Origin of the sequence: Vescimonas coprocola (assembly GCF_018408575.1) — a bacterium.
GTDB classification, from domain to species: Bacteria; Bacillota; Clostridia; order Oscillospirales; family Oscillospiraceae; genus Vescimonas; species Vescimonas coprocola.
The window spans coordinates 121785-139959 of sequence record NZ_AP023418.1; the positions used below are offsets into that span (position 1 = coordinate 121785).

Annotated in this window: 12 protein-coding genes; 11 read left to right on the forward strand and 1 reads right to left on the reverse strand. The window is 59.1% G+C overall.

Going from position 1 to position 18175, the window contains the following annotated elements; translation table 11 throughout:
• Nucleotides 1-17: 17 nt before the first annotated feature.
• The 10 genes from KJS28_RS00635 to KJS28_RS00680 all read left to right on the forward strand — a co-directional run bounded on the left by KJS28_RS00635 (nucleotide 18) and on the right by KJS28_RS00680 (nucleotide 14301).
• Nucleotides 18-1535: a lipopolysaccharide biosynthesis protein gene (locus tag KJS28_RS00635; protein WP_213541331.1), complete on the forward strand. Its 1518-nt coding sequence runs from the start codon at nucleotides 18-20 to the stop codon at nucleotides 1533-1535.
• Between the two features lie 26 nt (nucleotides 1536-1561).
• The gene (locus tag KJS28_RS00640; RefSeq protein ID WP_213541332.1) at nucleotides 1562-3016 is read left to right on the forward strand and encodes an O-antigen ligase family protein; all 1455 of its coding nucleotides are present in this window, start codon (nucleotides 1562-1564) and stop codon (nucleotides 3014-3016) included.
• 30 nt (nucleotides 3017-3046) lie between these two features.
• On the forward strand, nucleotides 3047-4147 hold the full coding sequence (locus KJS28_RS00645; protein WP_213541333.1) for a pyridoxal-phosphate-dependent aminotransferase family protein: 1101 nt from the start codon (nucleotides 3047-3049) through the stop codon (nucleotides 4145-4147).
• Nucleotides 4144-5253, forward strand: a complete 1110-nt coding sequence (locus KJS28_RS00650) for an acyltransferase family protein (protein WP_213541334.1) — start codon at nucleotides 4144-4146, stop codon at nucleotides 5251-5253. The genes KJS28_RS00645 and KJS28_RS00650 overlap by 4 nt, the downstream gene beginning before the upstream one ends.
• Before the next feature lie 32 nt (nucleotides 5254-5285).
• A complete protein-coding gene (locus KJS28_RS00655) occupies nucleotides 5286-6026 on the forward strand; it encodes a phosphocholine cytidylyltransferase family protein (protein ID WP_021858685.1) in 741 nt (246 codons plus the stop codon).
• 50 nt (nucleotides 6027-6076) lie between these two features.
• Nucleotides 6077-7945, forward strand: a complete 1869-nt coding sequence (locus KJS28_RS00660) for a polysaccharide biosynthesis protein (RefSeq protein ID WP_228298406.1) — start codon at nucleotides 6077-6079, stop codon at nucleotides 7943-7945.
• Between the two features lie 231 nt (nucleotides 7946-8176).
• The gene (locus KJS28_RS00665) at nucleotides 8177-8869 is read left to right on the forward strand and encodes an ABC transporter ATP-binding protein (RefSeq protein WP_213541335.1); all 693 of its coding nucleotides are present in this window, start codon (nucleotides 8177-8179) and stop codon (nucleotides 8867-8869) included.
• A complete protein-coding gene (locus KJS28_RS00670; protein ID WP_213541336.1) occupies nucleotides 8866-11574 on the forward strand; it encodes an ABC transporter permease in 2709 nt (902 codons plus the stop codon). Before KJS28_RS00665 ends, KJS28_RS00670 begins: the two co-directional genes overlap by 4 nt.
• 173 nt (nucleotides 11575-11747) lie before the next feature.
• Nucleotides 11748-12329, forward strand: coding sequence for a TetR/AcrR family transcriptional regulator (locus tag KJS28_RS00675; RefSeq protein ID WP_213541337.1), 582 nt, complete (start codon nucleotides 11748-11750; stop codon nucleotides 12327-12329).
• Nucleotides 12330-12525: 196 nt separating this feature from the next.
• A complete protein-coding gene (locus KJS28_RS00680) occupies nucleotides 12526-14301 on the forward strand; it encodes an oleate hydratase (protein WP_213541338.1) in 1776 nt (591 codons plus the stop codon).
• Between the two features lie 388 nt (nucleotides 14302-14689).
• Here the strand turns inward: KJS28_RS00680 and KJS28_RS00685 are convergent, their stop codons facing one another.
• Nucleotides 14690-15160 (reverse strand): TetR/AcrR family transcriptional regulator, encoded by a 471-nt coding sequence (locus KJS28_RS00685; RefSeq protein ID WP_213541339.1) that lies wholly within the window; start codon nucleotides 15158-15160, stop codon nucleotides 14690-14692.
• A 543-nt stretch (nucleotides 15161-15703) separates the two neighbouring features.
• Here KJS28_RS00685 and KJS28_RS00690 point away from each other — a divergent pair.
• The gene (locus tag KJS28_RS00690) at nucleotides 15704-18115 is read left to right on the forward strand and encodes a phosphoketolase family protein (RefSeq protein ID WP_213541340.1); all 2412 of its coding nucleotides are present in this window, start codon (nucleotides 15704-15706) and stop codon (nucleotides 18113-18115) included.
• Nucleotides 18116-18175 lie beyond the last annotated feature (60 nt).

Here is an 18175-nt window from a genome sequence, read left to right on the forward strand (position 1 = left end):
CACGAGCCAAAAATACCATGCGGAATACCCTTTGGGGCGCCATCTACCGGGTGGCTACCCTCATCGGGCCGTTTGCCATCAAAACCATTATCATCAAGGAGCTGGGGCAGGAGTATAACGGCCTGTCCACCCTGTTCACCTCCGTGCTGACGGTGCTGAATCTGGCCAATCTGGGCTTTAACAGCTCCTTGGTGTTCACCATGTACAAGGCCATCGCCGAGGATGACAAGCCGGCCCTGTGCGCCATGCTGAAATTCTACCGGAAGGTCTACCGCATCGTGGGTTTGGTGATTCTGGGCATGGGTCTGGCGGTGATGCCGTTTTTGCCATGGCTGGTGAAAAACGAGTGTCCGCCGGATGTGAACCTGTACGTCCTCTTCGCCATCTATCTGTCGGAGAGCGTGCTGGATTACCTGATGTTCGCCTATAACAACGCCACGTTTACCGCCTTTCAGCGCAACGACGTGACGCTGAAGATCTCCACCGTGCGCTATGTGGTGCAGTATACCCTGCAGGCGGCGGTGCTGCTGATCTTCTCCAATTACTATGCCTATATCATCCTGCTGCCGCTGATGGTGATCCCCAACAACGTGGCGGTGTATCTGGCGGCCCGGAAGCACTACCCGGACATCGTGTGTCAGGGTGAGCTGGACCCGGTGACCAAAAAGGACATCTATAAGCGGGTGGGGACGCTGTTCGGCCATAAGCTGGGCAACACCTTTCTGGTGAGCATCGACAGCATCATCATCTCCTCCTTTCTGGGACTGACGGCGCTGTCGCTGTATAGCAACTATTACTATATCCTCACCGCCGTCAATGGCCTGGTGGAGATCGTCACCAACGGCAGCCTCTCCGGCATCGGCAATAAGCTGCTGACGGACTCCCGTGAGGACAACTACCGGTTCTTCAAAACCATGACCTATGGCTGGGTGGCGCTGGTGGGCGGCGCAGCAGCGTGTATGCTGTGCTTTTACCAGCCCTTCATCGCCGCCGTGTGGCTTGGCCCGGAGTATCTGCTGGATGAGCGGCTGATGATGCTCATCGTGCTGTACTTCTTCTCGTGGATGTTCCGCATCATGCAGCTGACCTACCGGGATGCAGCGGGCCTGTGGACGGAGGATTGGCTCAAGCCCTATGTGGGCATGGCCGTGAATCTGGTGGGCAGCATCTGGATGGTGAAGGCCACCGGCAGCATCGCCGGCGTGCTGGTTCCCACCATTCTGGTGTTCTTCTTCATCTATACCCCGTGGGAAGCGTGGGTGGTGGTGAAGTACCAGTTCTACCGCAGCTGGAACGAATACATGGGAAAGCTGCTGGGCTATGTGCTGCTGGCCTTTGCCGCCTGCGCCGCCTGCTACGGTGCGTGCCGGTGGCTGTCACCGGACAATACCATCCTGTCACTGCTGCTGAGGTGCGTCATCGTGGGCGTTATCTACCCCGGCATCTGGCTGGGCGTCACCGGACGCACGGCGGAGTGGAAGCAGCTGTGGGGCATTCTGCTGCGCTTTTTGCCCAAGGGGAAAAAGGCCGCATAATCTATACAAAGTAGGAGTTATACCATATGCAAAAGAGAGAACTGCGGCGTGCGGTATTCGGGGATGAGAGCTGTATCGGACGGCTTCCGTGGCTGAACACGGCGGTGCTGGTGTATGTAGGCGTGACGGTGGTGAGCTTTGTGCTGCTGCAGATCGCCCCGGTGCTGACGTGGATGGCCAAAACCCCGCTGTACCACATTTCCACCTATTTGGGACTGATAGGCGCTGTGCTGATGGCGCTGGATCTGTTCACCAACCGGGGCCTCTGGCGAGGTATCTGGTGCTGGCTGCTGTATGGCGTGGCCTTTATGGATGTCATCGCCTCCCTGCGTACCATGCGCTACGGCGTGAAGGACAACCTTTTTGACCTGTGCTGGGTGGTGATCCAGTTTGCGCTGGTGTACAGTCTGGCCCAGCGGGTAGGCAAGGAACGGATGCGCCGGTTCCTGCGGAACCTGTTCTATGTGGTGCTGGTCATCTGGGGCATTGCCTGCTGCGTGGGCCTGTATCAATATCTGTTCCGCATCGGCTATACATATGTCGCCAATCCCAATACCACCAGCCCGGAGCTGACACGGCAGGGCTATTATCAGAGCCGCCTGTTCGGCCTGTTCATGGGTCTGGACTATGCGGCATATACCAGCATGTTTCTGTTTGCCGGCTGTATGCAGGGGGTCGTGACCCGTGGAAAACACTGGGCGGGCCGTGCGGCACTGGCCGTGGCGGCGCTGGTGCTGGTCACGCACGTGATCCTCAGCGTGTCCCGCAGCGCCCTGATCGCCCTGATCCTGTATGCCTTCTGCTTCACGGTGCTGCTGGTGCGTAACCGCTGCGGCAGTATGAAGCAGCTGAAACGGCTGGGTGTCAGCGTGTTGGCCGGTGTGTGTGCTGTGGTGGTGTGCTGGGGCTGTACGGAGGGTATCTGGGCTGGTATGCAGCATATGGCCGTGGGTACCGTCGTCGAGGAGCCGGATGCCATCGAGCGGTCACAGGAGGGCGATGTCTCCAACAACCGCTTTGAGATCTGGAGGGACTATATATCCCTTGCCGGTGAGATCGGCCCTGCGGGACTGTCCCTGTCCAACTACAACGACTATATCGGCGACCAGCATCCGGAGATGTACATCGTGCGCTACTTTACCGATCAGTTCAAGGATACGGTGAAAACGGATCTGGTCTACGAGTCCCATAACAACTATTTGTTTGTGTTTATCAGCACAGGCTTTGTGGGAGCAGGGCTGTTCCTGTGCTTCTTGGTGCTGGTGCTGGTGCGGGTGATTCGCTATATCCTGCGGCATCCGCAGCTGTCCCTGTGGACGATCACGACACTGGCGGTGGTGGCCTTCGGACTGGTGGAGGCGCTGTTCATGAACAGCGTATTCCTGAAGATCAATGATGTGTCCTTTATTTTCTGGCTGGCGCTGGGTGCGCTGATGCTGGAAACGGAAGATAAGGTGCCTGCGGCAGAGCGTACTCTGTGACAGGTACCGGTGAAAGGAGAATATAGTTTTATGGACATCAAAAAGGATCATATCAACTTTGCGGTGGGTCCGGTTCAGATCTCGGAGGAGATCTCCCGGATCGGTGCAGACCCCGTGCCCTACTTCCGCACGCCGGACTTCTCCGCCCTGATGAAGGAGAACGAGGCGCTGCTCAAGGAGTTCATGGATGCTCCGGAGGATGCCAGAGCGGTATTCCTCACCGGCTCCGGCACGGCCTCCATGGATGCCGTCACCCAGAACGTGTTCACCAAGGACGACCGGCTGCTGGTGGTGGCCGGCGGCAGCTTCGGTCACCGCTTCTGCGAGATCTGCGAGGTCTACGGCATCCCCCATACGGCCATCGAGCTGCGGCAGGGCCATGCTCTGACCCCCGCCGATCTGGCCCCCTATGCCGGACAGGGCTACACGGGCTTTCTGGTGAATATGCACGAGACGTCCACCGGCGTTTTGTATGATATGGACATGATCTCCGCTTTCTGCCGTGAAAACGGTCTGGTGCTGGTGGTGGATGCCATCAGTGCATTTCTGGCCGACGACGTCAGTATGAAGCGTTGGGGCGCCGACGTGGTGTTCACCGGCTCCCAGAAGGCGCTGGCCGTGCCTCCCGGCATCTCCATGATGGTACTCAGCAGCCGGGCTGTGGAGCGTATCTACGCCAACCGCCCTGCCTGCTACTATCTGGACCTGAAGGCCGCCCTGAAAAACGGGGAGCGGGGCCAGACCCCCTTCACTCCGGCGGTGGGCATCCTTATCCAGATCAATGCCCGCCTGAATCAGATCAAACGGGACGGCTTTGCAAACGTACAGGCCAAGACCCGTGCCATTGCCAAGGATTTCCGCTCCCGCATCGGGAAGTATCCCTTCCACATCGTGTCCGATTCCCTGTCCTATGCGGTGACGCCGCTGTCTCCCAACAATCCGGAGGTGTCCGCCCACCAGCTGTTCCTGACCCTGAAGGACGAGTACGGCATTATCATCTGCCCCAACGGCGGCGAGCTGGCGGATAAGGTGTTCCGGGTGGGCCACATCGGCCACCTGACCGTGGAGGATAACGACGCACTGTTCCGGGCCTTTGACGACCTCATGGCCCGTGGGATTCTGAAGGCTTGAAAGCGCAGCATAGAAATCTGGAGATAGACCTTCTCAAATTTTTGTATTCGTGGGTCATCGTGTTCTACCACTTCTTTCAGGATAGTGTAGGATCGGAGGGTCCGAGGTACTTTATCGGCGGGTATTACGGCGTAGAGTTCTACCTGCTGACAGCGGGAGCCTTCCTGTTTTTGACCTACGAAAGGCAAAAGGAGAGACAGTCTGTCCGTATGCCGTACCAGTATTTGAAGCAGCGGTTTCTGCGGCTGTTTCCCTGGGCGCTGACCGCCTTTCTCTTTACGGTCATCACCAGACGCATCCTTTTGGATCACGTTACCTCACCGGGGGATCTGCTGGATTACTTTTCCGGGGACATCTGGGAGATTTTGCTGGTCAACTGGAACGGCATGAACGACGACGCACTGGCACTGAACGTCCCGGCCTGGACTCTGAGCGCCATGCTGCTGGTGGGCTTTGTCATCTGGTGCTGTCTGTACTTTGACGAAAAGCGGTTCCTGCACTTCTTCATGCCGGTGTCCCTGCTGCTGGGCTATGGCCTGTGGCGACACATCCCCGTGGGAACTACTCAGACATGGATCGGCTTTACCACCGTGGGGACCTTCCGGGCCTGGCTGGCCATGAACATCGGCTTTTATTGCGTGATTCTCGCCCGCAGCCTGTCGCAGGTCCCTCTGAGTAAAGCTGGGAGGGTACTTCTTACGGTGGGTGAGGTGGGCCTGCACGTTTTCTGCCTGTGGGCCATGCTGAACCGTGATACCCGGTATTACCAATGGCTGGTGACGTTGCTGCTGGCTCTGGCAGTGGCCATCGCCCTGTCGGGGAAGAGCTGTCTCGGTCCGCTGCTGGCCAGACTGCGGGTGATCCCGTTTTTAGGGGAGATCAGCCTTTCTGTCTACCTGACGCACTATGCGGTGTTGGAAGCGAATCATCGCCTCTGGCAGCATATGGGACAGCCTATGGAGGAGCATATCCCCCTGTTCGTACTGCTGGTACTGGCCTTTGCACTGCTGCACTATTTCCTGACCAAGCTTTTCATGAAGCTCTGCCGCAGCGGCTGGGCCAAGCTGCGCCCGAAGCTGCTGACGGATGAAGCACATACATTCTGATCATAAGCTACACATTACAAGGAGGAAGAAACATGAAAGTTCTGTTGCTTGCGGCGGGTCGAGGCACCCGCATCAGCCGGTATCTGGCCGGCAACCCCAAGTGTACCGTGGACATCGGCGGTCAGAAGCTGATCCAGTACACCATCGAGCTGTTCCACAAGAAGGGCATCACCGACATTGCCATGGTGCTGGGCTACCGGGCGGAGGTCATTCAGGAGACGCTGAAGGACTACGAGGGCATCCGCTACTTCTATAACCCCTTCTTCGACGTCACCAACAGCATCGCCTCGGCGTGGTTCGCTAAGGACTTCCTGTCCCAGTACGATGACACCCTCATCATGAACGCCGACGTGTATCTGGAGGAGACGCTGCTGGACCGCATTCTGGAGTGCCATAAGTCTCCGGTGATGTTTGCCGACGGCACCCGCAAGGAGGAGGCCGACTACAAGTATAAGTACGAGAACGGCCTGCTGGTGAAGTACGGCAAGGAGCTCACCGGCAGCGATATCACCGGCGAGTACATCGGCATCGGCCGCTTCAGCAAGGATTTCATGCCGGAGTTCATGGAGAAGCTGGACGGCATGATCCGCACCCAGCAGCACAGCGTCTGGTGGGAGAATATCCTCTATGAAATGGTGGGCAAGCGCCCGGTATATGTGGAGGAGATGGACGGCCTGTTCTGGGCCGAGGTGGACTATGTGGAGGACTATGAGCGCATCCTCCGCTTCCGTGGCTATAAGGCAGACTTCTCCCTGAACGTGGAGAAGATCTGAGGGAGGACAGGCGGCCCGGCGTCAGCCGGAGCCGCCGGAAGGAAGAACGGATGAAACAAGAAAACGGCAAAAGAGCCATGACCGCCGGACTGCGGCGGACGATGGTGATCTTCGTGCTGGATATGCTGTGCATCGCCGGGTCCTTTTTCCTGGCGCTGTGGATGCGGTTTGAGTTCCGTCTGGGGGCCATCCCTCAGATGTACCTCAACGAGTATTTGAAGATCATCGGGCCGTGGATCGTCATCTGTCTGGTGGTGTTCCAGCTATTCCGGCTGTATAACAGCATCTGGAGCTTTGTCAGCATCGACGAGCTGTTCCGCATCATTCTGGCCTATGGCGTGCTGCTGGCAGCCGGACTGGCCTATGTGCTGATCCTGAAGATCGATATGCCCCGCTCCTTCTACTTTGCGGGCTTTATCATGAGCTTCATGTCCACCACGGCGCTGCGGTTCTCCTACCGATTCATGCGCCAGTTGATGGCGGGGATCAGCACGGAGAAGAGCGAGCGGGATCGCATTCTGATGATCGGCGCCGGTGAGGCCGGACGCCAGCTGATCCGGGAGATCAATTCCAATCCCCGGCTGGGCAGCCGTGTGGTGTGCATCATCGACGACAACCCCAGCAAGCGCCGCCGGTATCTGGACGGTGTGGAGATCGCCGGCGGGCGGCAGGAGATCCCCGATGCGGTGAAGAAGTACCAGGTCAATAAGATCATCTTCGCCATCCCCACCTGCGACGGACAGGACCGCAAGGAGATCCTGGACATCTGCAGCAAGACCGGCTGCCGGGTGCAGGCGGTGCCGGGGATGTTCCAGCTGGTCAACGGAGAGGTCAGTGTCAGCAAGCTCCGGGACGTGGAGCTGCAGGATCTGCTGGGCCGTGACCCTATTCAGGTGAATCTGGAGGAGATCTGCCGGTATATCTCCGGCAAGGTGGTGATGGTCACCGGCGGCGGTGGTTCCATCGGCAGCGAGCTGTGCCGCCAGATCGCCAAAAGCAACCCCGAACAGCTGATCATCTTCGATATTTATGAGAACAACGCCTACGATATCCAGATGGAGCTGCGCCACACCCATCCGGAGCTGAATCTGGAGGTGCTCATCGGCTCCGTGCGGGACATGGGCCGTCTGGACGACGTCATGGCCAAGTACCGGCCGGAGCTGGTGTTCCACGCCGCCGCCCACAAGCATGTCCCCCTGATGGAGGATAGCCCCAACGAGGCCATCAAGAACAACGTGTTCGGCACCTATAAAATGGCCATGGCCTCGGTGAAGTACGGCGTGAAGAAGTTCGTGCTGATCTCCACGGATAAGGCGGTGAACCCCACCAACATCATGGGCGCCTCTAAGCGCCTGTGCGAGATGGTGGTGCAGATGATGAACCGCCGCAGCCCCAATACAGACTTCGTGGCGGTGCGCTTCGGCAACGTGCTGGGCAGCAACGGCAGCGTCATCCCCCTGTTCAAAAAGCAGATCGCTGAGGGCGGCCCGGTAACGGTGACGCACCCGGAGATCACCCGCTTCTTTATGACCATCCCCGAAGCGGTGTCGCTGGTGCTGCAGGCGGGATACTACGCCAAGGGCGGCGAGATATTCATTCTGGATATGGGCCAGCCGGTGAAGATCGACACCATGGCCCGCAACCTTATCCGCCTGTCCGGTCATGAGCCGGATGTGGATATCAAGATAGTCTACACGGGCCTGCGCCCCGGCGAGAAGCTGTATGAGGAGATCCTCATGGCGGAGGAGGGCCTGCAGGAGACCTCCAACAAGCTGATCCACATCGGAAAGCCCATCGTCATGGACGACGAGGAGTTCTGCCACCAGTTGGATCGGCTGGAGAAGGCCTGTGAGGAGGAGACGGAGGACATGAAGGACATCGTGGCCTCGGTGGTCCCCACCTATCGCCGCAAAAAATAATTCTGCAATGACAAAAGCCTTTCAAGGACAACGGTAAGAACAAAAGCAGCCCCGGCGGAATTTTCCGCCGGGGCTGCTCTTTTACTGTCGGGAGACTGCTCTGTAAGGCTGCTCTGAGAGACTTCCCTTCCGCCGGGACGGTTTTGTGACGTTTTTGTAATGAAACCTGTCACCGAAACGTCACCTTCGTGTGGTATACTGGACAACAGAAAGTCAAGGAGGGACACGACTATGGAGCTGATGCAGATCCAGCATCTCAGTAAGGTATACGGACAGGGTGAAAATCAGGTGCGGGCGGTGGACGACATTTCCTTCACCGTGGAGAAGGGGGAGTTCTTGGCCATCATCGGCCCCTCCGGCTCCGGTAAATCCACTCTGCTGCACATTTTGGGCGGTGTTGACTGCCCCACCTCCGGCAAGGTCTTTGTGGATGGGCAGGATGTCTACGCCCAGAACGAGGATCAGCTGGCCATTTTCCGCCGCCGGCAGGTGGGGCTCATTTACCAGTTTTATAACCTGATCCCCGTGCTGAACGTGGTGGAGAACATGACCCTGCCGGTGCTGATGGACGGGCGACAGGTGAATCAGGAGCGGCTGGAGGAGCTGCTGGACGTGCTGGGTCTGCGGGGTCGGGAGAAGTACCTGCCCAATCAGCTCTCCGGCGGCCAGCAGCAGCGGGTGTCCATCGGCCGGGCGCTGATGAACGCCCCGGCGGTGGTGCTGGCGGATGAGCCCACCGGCAATCTCGACAGCAAGAACAGCCAGGAGATCGTGGAGCTGCTGAAGATGTCCAACAAGAAGTACGGCCAGACGCTGGTCATCATCACCCACGACGAGAACATCGCCCTGCAGGCTCACCGGGTCATCGCCATCGAGGATGGCCGCATCACACGGGATGAGCGCATCCGGGAGGTGCTGGAATGAACGTCTTTCACCGCTACACCCGGCAGGCCCTGCGGGAAAACCGCTCCCAGACATGGGTGACCATCGTGGGCATCATCCTGTCGGTGGCCCTGTTCACCGCCGTGACGGAGGGTGCTTACAGCGGCGTGCGGTATCTCATAGGGGCCGCCGAGTACACCGTAGGCCGGTTCCACGGCTGCTACCAGAACCTCACGGAGCAGCAGGCAACGCAGCTGAGCCGTGATGAAAAGGAGATCACGGAGCAGTCTGCGTGGCAGCTGGTGGGCTGGGGGCAGGTAGGGGCGGACAATGATTATAAGCCCTATCTGCGGGTCATGTCCATGGACCCCGACCTGCCGGACCTTCTATCCATCCGCCTGACCCAAGGCCGCCTGCCGGAGAAGGCCGGGGAGATCCTCCTGCCGGAGCATCTGTGGTCCAACGGCAGCGTCCGCCATGCGCTGGGGGACACCATGGAGCTGGAGCTGGGCCACCGGACGCTGGACGGGGAGGAACTGACGGCCGATGACCCCTATACGAAGGGGGAGACGCTGACAGATACCACGTCCCACACCTACACCGTGGTGGGCTTTTACCAGCGGCTGGATATGACGACGGAGCCCTTCTCCTGCCCCGGCTATACTGCCCTGACCTGTCAGGAGCAGGGCTATCAGACGGATGAATTTTTCCGGGTGGCCCATCCCAGCCGCTTTTACAGCTATATGGAGGGAAATGCCGAGAAATATCCGGGACTGGCGTGGTACTCCAACTCCGACCTGCTGAATTACTACGGCGCCACCACCTTCTTCTCCGTGAACCGGATGATCTACAGCTTTGCGGTGATCCTGCTGCTGATGATCTCCTTCGGCTCGGTGTCGCTGATCTATAACTCCTTCTCCATCTCCGTGGCGGAGCGGACCCGGCAGTTCGGCATCCTGAAATCCATCGGCGCCACCCGCAAGCAGATTCGGGACAGTGTCCTCTATGAGGCACTGGTGCTGTGCGCCGTGGGGATCCCACTGGGTCTGCTGGTGGGCTGTCTGGGCATCGGCATCACTCTGTACTGTCTGCGGGACAGCTTCGGATTCCTGATGGGGGAGAGCGGCAACGCCCTGCAAATGCACTTTGTGCTCAACGGCTGGGCGCTGCTGGCGGCGGCGGGCATCGGCCTTGTGACGGCCATCATCTCGGCATGGGTCCCCGCCAAGCGTGCCGTGCGGGTGTCGCCGGTGGAGGCCATCCGCCAGACCAAGGACGTGAAGCTCCGGGGCCGGGAGGTCAGGACCTCCCGCCTGACGGAAAAGCTCTTCGGTTTCTCCGGGATGTTGGCCGCCAAGAACTTCAAACGCAACCGCAAGCGCTATCGCTCCACGGTGGTGGGCCTGTTCCTCAGCGTGACGCTGTTCATCTCCGCCTCCTCCTTCTGCGCCTATCTGACGGACGCCGTAGACCAACTGGGGGGCAACAGCACACTGGGCGTGCAGCTGTATTGCAGCGAGGCCCTGCCGGAGGGCGTGACGCCGGAGCAGCGGCTGAGACAGCTGGCCGCCGCCGACGGCGTGGAATCGGGCTTCTACACCGCCGACAGCTACGCCAGCCTGCACTTTGCCAAGGAGGACATGGATCCGGACTACTGTAAGGACACCGGCCTGGAGGGAGACCACAGCGCCGCCATGTACTTCCTCCGGGATGAGGATTTCCGGCAGCTGCTGCGGGACAACGGCCTGCCGGAGGAGGATTACTTCCGTCCCGATGCACCTCAGGCGGTGGCGTGGGATATGCTGGACATCTGGCGCAGCACCGAGGGTAGTAAGTACAATAAGCTCTACCATTATCACCTGCTGAACGGCAGCAGTCTGCCCATCACCGGAACGGAGAGCAGCTATCAGCCCATGGATGGCTGGTTCACCACGGGCGACCGCATCACACGGGACGGTACGGAATATGTGCTGTACTATCCGGAGGACTATATAGACGATTACTATACCGCCCGCAGCGAGGGGGAGACCCCGGACGAGAGCCGGGCACAGGCGGTGCCGGCATCGGAGGCCGTCCTGACCCGGAGCTATACCGTGGGTGCTATTTTGAAGAAGGCTCCCGACTTCCTGCGTACCGGCGACTACCTGTATCTGCTGTACCCGTACAGTATGTATGAGACCGTCACCGGGCAGGCCCCTGCCGCCGACGCCTTCTGGTTCAGGAGCAGCGACCACGCCGCCTCCTACGAGAGCATGGGGCAGATCCTGATGGAACTGGGCAACAGCCGCTCTGATCTGGAAGATCTGGCCGCCAACGGTGAGAGCCAGCGGGCCATGGTGACGGTGGTGAACGTGTTTTCCTACGGCTTCATCATCCTCATCTCCCTGATCTCCATGACCAACGTGTTTAACACCATCTCCACCTCCATCGCTCTGCGCCGCCGGGAGTTCGCCATGCTGCGGTCCGTGGGACTGACCCAGCGGGGCTTTGCCCGGATGATGGACTACGAGTGCATCATCTACGGCGCACGGGCGCTGCTGTGGGGCCTGCCGGCATCGGTGCTGGTGACCTATGGCATCTATCGCAGCGTGGCCCAGAGCATCGCCGCCCAGTTCTACATCCCGTGGTACAGCGTGGCCATCGCCGTGGGCAGCGTGTTCGTGGTGGTGTTCGCCACCATGCTCTATGCCACCCGGAAGATCCGCAGTGAAAACCCCATTGAGGCGCTGAAGCAGGAGAACCTGTAAGGCCCGTCTCGCAAGTCGAAGCAACAGCAGCCCCGGCAGAATTGCCGGGGCTGCTGTGATAAGCTTGTTGCATGGCCTGAGGCAGGGCCGGATACCGGTGCGCCGGGCTAAAAGGGATTGACAGACGGCGGCCGGGAGGCTATCATGAGGGCAGAAAGAAAAGGAGGGCCGCCATGTCACAGGTCACCAAGCGGGCGCTGGAGGCGTCACTGAAGCATCTGCTGCTGCAAAAGCCGCTGAACAAGATCACCATCAATGATATTGCGGAGGACTGCGGCATCAACCGCATGACCTTCTACTACCACTTCAAGGATATTTACGATCTGGTGGAGTGGAGCTGTCAGGAGGACGCCAGCCGGGCGCTGGCGGGGAAAAAGACCTACGAGACGTGGCAGCAGGGGCTTTTGCAGATCCTTCAGGCGGTGCTGGACAACAAGCCCTTCATCCTGAATGTCTATCGCTCCGTCAGTCGGGAGCAGGTGGAGAACTACCTCTACCGGGTCACCTATGACCTGCTGGAGAGTGTGGTGGAGGAGGAAGCTCAGGGGATGTCCGTGCGGCAGGAGGACAAGGAGCTTATCGCCACTCTCTATAAATATCTGTTCGTGGGACTGATGCTGGACTGGATCAAGGGGGACATGAAGGGCGACCCACAGGTGATGGTGCAGAAGCTGGAGCTGGTGCTCCACGGCAATGTGGTGGCCGCCCTGCAACGGATGCGGACGGACAAGCCTGCATCAAACAGAGCGGAATGATAAAAAACTGAACATCTTCCATCCCGGTGATAAAAAACTTATCACCGGGATTTTTCTGTTTATTGAACAAATCGTGCCTGAGTTGTATATTATCCTCATCAAAGGAAAACATACCGGCGAGGACGCCGCTGCTCCCCATGCGAGTGCTGAGAAGGGGACGGGCGGCGTAGCGGTCAACAGAAAGGAGCGCATTTCTATGTATTATTCCAGTGGTAACTATGAGGCCTTTGCCCGTCCCAAAAAGCCGGAGGGCGTGGACAACAAATCCGCCTACATCGTGGGCAGCGGTCTGGCGGCGCTGACTGCCGCCTGCTATCTGGTGCGTGACGGCCAGATGAAGGGCGAGCGGGTCCACATTCTGGAGAAGGGTCCCACTGCCGGCGGCGCCTGCGACGGCTGGAAGTTCGAGAACATCGGCTATGTCATGCGGGGCGGCCGTGAGATGGACAACCACTTTGAGGTCATGTGGGATCTGTTCCACTCCATCCCCTCCATTGAGACGGAGGGCGTCAGTGTGTTGGACGAGTACTACTGGCTCAACAAGGCCGACCCCAATTACTCCCTGTGCCGGGCCACGGTGAACCGTGGCGAGGACGCCCATACCGACGGTAAGTTCGACATCTCCGACAAGGGCGCCATGGAGATCATGAAGCTGTTCTTCACCCCCAACGAGGAGCTGCAGGACAAGCGCATCAGCGACTTCTTCGACGATGAGGTGTTCGGCAGCAACTTCTGGCTGTACTGGCGCACCATGTTCGCCTTCGAGAACTGGCACAGTGCTCTGGAGATGAAGCTGTATATCCAGCGCTATATCCATCACATCGGCGGCCTGCCCGACTTCACCGCCCTGCGCTTTACCAAGTACAACCAGTATGAGTCCATGATCCTGCCCATGGTGAAGTATCTGGAGGGTTTCGGCGTCCAGTTCCACTTCGGCGTGCAGGTGACCAACGTGGAGTTTGACTGCACCGCCGAGCGGAAGGTGGCCAAGCGCATCGACGTCCTCCGGGACGGCAAAAGCGAGGCCATCGACCTGACGGAGAACGATCTGGTGTTCATCACCAACGGCGGCTGCGTGGAGAACTCCTCCATGGGCAGCCAGAATACACCCGCCCCCTACAACACCGAGATCAAGGAGGGCGGCGGCTGGGATATGTGGCGCAAGATCGCCGCTCAGGATCCCTCCTTCGGCCATCCGGACAAGTTCTGCTATGATCCGGAGCAGACCAACTGGATGAGCGCCACGGTGGAGACGCTGGATCAGCGCATCATCCCCTATATCAAGAATATCTGCAAGCGGGATCCCTTCACCGGCAAGGTGGTCACCGGCGGTATCGTCACTGTGAAGGACTCCAGCTGGCTCATGAGCTGGACCATCAACCGCCAGCCCCAGTTCCGCCAGCAGCCCAAGGATCACTGCTTGGTATGGGTGTACGCCCTGTTCACCGATAAGCCCGGTGACTACGTGAAAAAGCCTATGCGGGAGTGTACCGGTAAGGAGATCTGCATGGAGTGGCTGTATCACATCGGTGTGCCGGAGAGTGAGATCGAGGACATGGCCGCCAATAGCGCCAACACCGTCCCTGTGATGATGCCCTATATCGACGCCTTCTTCATGCCCCGTGCCTACGGCGATCGGCCCAAGGTCGTACCCGACGGCGCTGTGAACTTCGCCTTCTTGGGCCAGTTTGCCGAGACGCCCCGTGACACCATCTTCACCACGGAGTACTCCATGCGGACCGGTATGGAGGCCGTGTACACCCTGCTGAACGTGGATCGTGGCGTGCCGGAGGTCTGGGGCAGCGTATATGATGTCCGGGATCTGCTGGATGCCACCGTGAAGCTGCGGGACGGCAAGAAACCCATCGATATGGAGTTGAATCTGGTGGAAAAGATGGTCCTGAAGAAGGCCCTCAGCAAGATCCACGGCACCGATATCGAGAAGCTGCTGAAGGAGTATCAGGTCATCTGAGGCCCGTTGGTTCGGCTGCTGCGGCAGTCGATGACCTTCTGAAAACAGAAAAAGGAGAGGCCATGTCACAGCCCTATAAGGCGGTAATTTCAAAATACGGAAAGTGACATTCGCAAAGGCAAGCAATAAGACTCTGGCTCACAAGGTCGGAGCCTTATTGTTTTCTACCTGTAATATATCGCATCTTTGTGCCTCGGCAGCTTTCTGCGTATCATGAAAGCGTCAGGAGGTGTCGGACAATGAGAAAACAGGACTATCACATTCCATGAACGTACCTTCCTCCCTGTGACTTGGCAGTTAGGGGAATTTGACCATCGGGTAAAATGCTTGGTTAGAATGGGCGAACCGATATCCCGTGGAAAAGCCACATCGCTGCAGCCTTCCCCTGTTAAAACGGCTCCCGGCAGGCCCCGTGAACCAGCAGGGAGAGGACCTGCGGATACAGCTGCCCCATCTGATCCTGATGGGAGACCGTCAGGATCAGGCCCCGGACAGCGGCACCGGCAGCGGTGCCGCCACGGGGACACAGGCCGCTCTCCTCCGGCAGCGCCCGGATGTGTCCCTCATCGTCATGGTAGTGGGTGGAGAGGATGTCCTGCGGCAGACGGCGCAGCAGGGACTCGGCGTCGTTTTCCATGAACACCAGCGCCCGTGTCTCCGACAACCAGCGGCAGGCCGTCAGAATGGCCGCCGCCGCACGCTCTGCCGGGGGCAGGGCGGCGCTTCCCTGTAAGGAGTGCTGAGCCACGGCGAAGCCCTCGGTGTGGATATCCTCCGGCACCACGAAAAAGAGAAGCTCCTTGGAGTCAAAGAATTTGTAGGCGGTAAAAATAACGGATCCCCATTTTGTTTTCGGCATAGATCGGCCCTCCTGCGTTCGTTGGAGCTGCTCTCATATCCCGGAGCACAAAAAAGAAATGCCCCTTCGCCGTCCGACATTGGCAGAGTGACATTTATGATCTCACATTCTCTATGGGATACCCGGTCAGATCCACCGGATACATTTTTACTATAACCGAAGTATGACCTATCTGGTAAGCATTTTCCCCAAAGAACTTTTTTCGGCCAAGAGAAGGAATACTTCGACTTGACGCAGGGCAACTTTTGTATTATGGTGTACTTACCATTGCTGTCAGGCGTGGTTGCCCCTATCCATTGGCGATATCGATCGAGGTACCAAAAATGGACATTTACAGGACAGAGTTCGTGTCAGCGATGGGTGAGAAATGTGTCCGGTCTGTGTCAGAAATCGGTCAGATCGGGGGAGACTTTGTTGTGACCGTTTCACCGTATCTGCTGCAAAGAGCATTTCGGCAGCAGAGGACATTTCGGCAGCAGAGGACATTTCGGCAGCAGAGGACATTTCAGCAGTGAAGGATATTTTTAGTAAGGAGGATTTTCCATGCCTACCATCAAAACCGGCATCCGCTTCTCCAAAAAGCAGCCGCTGAGCGAGCAGGAGCTGCGGCAGCTTCACGCCTACTGGCGTGCTGCCAACTACCTGACGGCCTGCCAGCTGTATCTGATGGATAACCCCCTCCTGGAGCGCCCGCTGGTCAAAAGCGACCTCAAGCAGACCATCGTGGGACACTGGGGGACCTGCCCCGGCCAGAACTTCATCTACACCCATCTGGACCGGGTCATCAAGCGCAACGATCTGGATATGATCTATCTCTCCGGTCCCGGCCACGGCGGCAACGCCATGGTGGCGCAGGACTGGCTGGACGGCAGCTACACCGAGGTCTATCCCAACATTACCAGAGACAAGGAGGGGATGCAGAAGCTCTTCAAGCGTTTCTCCTTCCCCGGCGGCATCCCCAGCCATGTGGCGCCGGAGACCCCCGGCTCCATCCATGAGGGCGGCGAGCTGGGCTACTCGTTGGCCCACGCCTTCGGCGCCGTGGCGGATAACCCCGATCTGATCGCTGCCTGTGTGGTGGGCGACGGCGAGGCGGAGACCGGCCCGCTGGCCACCTCGTGGCACGGCAACAAATTCGTCAACCCCATCACCGACGGCGCTGTGCTGCCCATTCTGCACCTCAACGGCTTCAAGATCGCCAATCCTACCATCTTCTCCCGCATGAGCCATGAGGAGGTGGAGTGCTTCTTCCGTGGCTGCGGCTGGGAGCCGTACTTTGTGGAGGGCGACGACCCCATGGTCATGCACCAGCAGATGGCGGCGGTGCTGGACCGGGTGATCCGGGAGATCAAGCGCATCCAGCGGGAGGCCCGCAAGACCGGCGAGGCCAAGCGGCCCCGCTGGCCCATGATCGTGCTGCGTACTCCCAAGGGCTGGACCGGCCCCAAGGAGGTGGACGGGCTGCCGGTGGAGAACTGCTGGCGAGCCCATCAGGTGCCTATCTCCATGGGGACAGACACCGACCGGCACCTTGCCCAGCTGGAGGCGTGGCTGCGCTCTTATAAGCCGGAGGAGCTCTTTAACCCCGACGGTACGCCGGTGGAGCTCATCGCCTCCTTCCCGCCCACGGGCCGCCGCATGGGCGCTAACCCTCATGCCAACGGCGGACTGCTGCTGCGGGACCTGCGGACCCCCGATTTCCGGGACTACGCCGTGGACGTCAAGGCCCCCGGCGCCGTGGAGGCGCAGGATATGTATGTGCTGGGTACCTACGTCCGGGACGTGATGAAGCTGAACATGGAGTCCCGCAACTTCCGCATCTTTGCCCCCGACGAGACGGCCTCCAACCGCCTGCAGGCGGTGTTCGAGGTGACGGGACGCCGCTTCCTGGACCAGCAGATCCCCGGCATCGACGACCATCTGGACCCGGACGGCCGGGTCATGGATTCCATGCTCTCCGAGCATTTCTGCGAGGGCTTTTTGGAGGGCTATCTTCTGACGGGACGCCACGGCTTCTTCGACAGCTATGAGGCCTTTATCCGCATCGTGGACTCCATGTTTGCCCAGCACGCCAAGTGGCTGAAGATGTGCAGCGAGCTGCCGTGGCGGCAGGATATCGCCTCGCTGAACTATATTCTGGCCTCCAACGTCTGGCAGCAGGATCACAACGGCTTTACCCATCAGGACCCCGGCTTTTTGGATCACGTGGCCAACAAGAAGGCCGACGTGGTGCGGATGTATCTGCCGCCGGATGCCAACTGTCTGCTGTCCTGCTTTGACCACTGTATCAAGAGCCGCAACTATGTCAACGTCATTGTGGCCAGCAAGCATCCCAGGCCCCAGTGGCTGACCATGGAGCAGGCGGTGAAGCACTGCACCCAGGGGATCGGCATCTGGAGTTGGGCCTCCAACGATCAGGGGCAGGAGCCGGATGTGGTCATGGCCTGCTGCGGCGACACGCCTACGCTGGAGACGCTGGCCGCCGTGAGCATCCTGCGTCAGGAACTGCCGGAGCTGAAGATCCGTGTGGTGAACGTGGTGGATCTGATGAAGCTGCAGCCCCACACGGAGCATCCCCACGGCCTGACGGATGAGGAGTACGACGGCCTGTTCACCAAGGATAAGCCCATCATCTTTGCTTATCATGGCTACCCCACACTGGTGCATGAGCTGACCTACCGCCGCCACAACCGGAACCTCCATGTGCGGGGCTACAAGGAGGAGGGAACCATCACCACCCCCTTCGATATGCGTGTTCTCAACGACATTGACCGCTTCGATCTGGTCATCGATACGGTCCGCCGGCTGCCCCAGTTGGGCAACCGGGGGGCGTATCTGGTGCAGAAGATGCAGGATAAGCTGGTGGAGCATCGTCAGTATATCCGGGACAACGGCGTGGATCTGCCGGAGGTCCGCAGCTGGAAGTGGGACAGCAGTCTGAACGCCGCCGAATAAGGTTTGCTATACGGAAAAGACCTCCGCAGAATCTGGTTTGTAAAGGTTATAGCACGACAC